1 protein-coding gene and 1 pseudogene are annotated in these 1389 nt (G+C 63.1%); one reads left to right on the forward strand and one right to left on the reverse strand.

Features of this window, described 5'->3' with window-relative positions; translation table 11 throughout:
• Window positions 1–99: 99 nt before the first annotated feature.
• Window positions 100–345 carry a glutathione binding-like protein gene (locus CFR72_RS16760; protein ID WP_010512013.1) on the forward strand — a complete coding sequence of 82 codons (246 nt, stop codon included), beginning with the start codon at window positions 100–102 and terminating at the stop codon, window positions 343–345.
• A 21-nt stretch (window positions 346–366) separates the two neighbouring features.
• Here CFR72_RS16760 and CFR72_RS16765 read toward each other — a convergent pair.
• Window positions 367–1287: pseudogene (locus CFR72_RS16765) on the reverse strand (DUF3363 domain-containing protein); the annotation flags it as partial.
• Between the last annotated feature and the right edge of the window lie 102 nt (window positions 1288–1389).

The following is a 1389-nucleotide window of genomic DNA, read 5'->3' on the forward strand; positions in this document are numbered from 1 at the left end:
CTCTATACAGATATGTCGGACCGAAGGGCGAGCTCAGGGATTATGGGAAGCGCGTTCTCAGCTTAGCGTAGGATTTCGCCCCCTCCCGCAAACGACCCCATGGAGGCCGCCCTTCACTGGAGCACCAAGATTCTTCCAATCCTCAACAAACATCTGGAAAGCCGAGAGTGGCTGGCATCAAGCCATCCTACAATCGCCGACTGTGCAGTCTTTCCTTACCTCTCTGTTGCGCACGAGGGCAGTGTGGACGTAAGGCCTTTCCCCGCGTTAATGGCGTGGATGACACGGGTCAGCCGTCTCCCCAATTTCATCCCGATGCCCGGTATGCTGACGTTACCATACTAAGTTGGCCAGCGAAGCGGGCGATCAAAGCCCGATCCCCATGTCCCGCTTCCGGCCGAACGACCAGTCCACGCCCCCGTCCTCCCGTGCGACGCCGGAGACATGACGTCCGATCTGTTTCTCCTGCGATGGCGTCCAGGGAACAAGCTGGAACCCGAGGCCGCCATCAATCATAGCAAAGCGCCCCGAAGCGAGGGTCAGCCGCTGTCGGTAGGTTCCAGTGACGTACTCGCCGGCCTCAGCACTCTGGATGGGCTGGCCGGTTTCGCGCGCCAGACGCCCGGCCACGTCCCGCATCTCCAGCGCCCGCATGGAGGCGACCATGCCACGCGGATAGCGCACGCGCGCTCCGTCCTGCTGTGCGATCCCCTGCTCGACCAGATGAGCGCTGCGCTGGCGTAGCGCGTCACGCACTTCCGCGCCGAAACCACCCTCTCCCAGCGCCACCGGTTCGCGAGCAACAAGCTGGCGGTCCAGCCATGTCGCGCCCCGCGCCAGCACCTGCTCTCCGATCGGCAGATCGGACCGCACCGCAAGTGTCGCCCGTCGCTGCCCCTTCGCATCCTGATAGGTCCGCAGTTCAACCAGCCCACCGTGCGGCACGTCGCCGGCCGCTTCCAGTGATGGCAGATGGACATGGTGCGTGCGCCCGTCCACGCCGTCGATCACCGCATAGGCACTCCCCTTCAGTTCATCATCCAGACCGCGCGCGACCAGACGTCCGATCACCGGCTCGGCCGGGTCTTCCCCGGCCAGCACCCATGACGACGAGGGCCGTTCGATCCCCTGTTCACTCAGACCACGGTGGATGCGTTTGATGATGTCATTGCGCTGCCCCATCTCGCGCAAGGTGACTTCCGCCGTTTCCTCCAGCCGCCATTGTCCGACCCCGACCTCATGGGCAAGGCCCATCCGTTCCAGTCGCCGCAGCCGTCCGACCTGGAGGGATCGAAGAACCCCTGATTGATGTGCTTGGCCGGTAATTTCTGGGTTTTGGCGATTTGATTGACGGTTTTTGCGATGGCCTCCGGTCTGCGTTTTGAGCAG

The sequence above is a fragment of the Gluconacetobacter entanii genome (assembly GCF_003206495.1).
Classification (GTDB): Bacteria; Pseudomonadota; Alphaproteobacteria; order Acetobacterales; family Acetobacteraceae; genus Novacetimonas; species Novacetimonas entanii.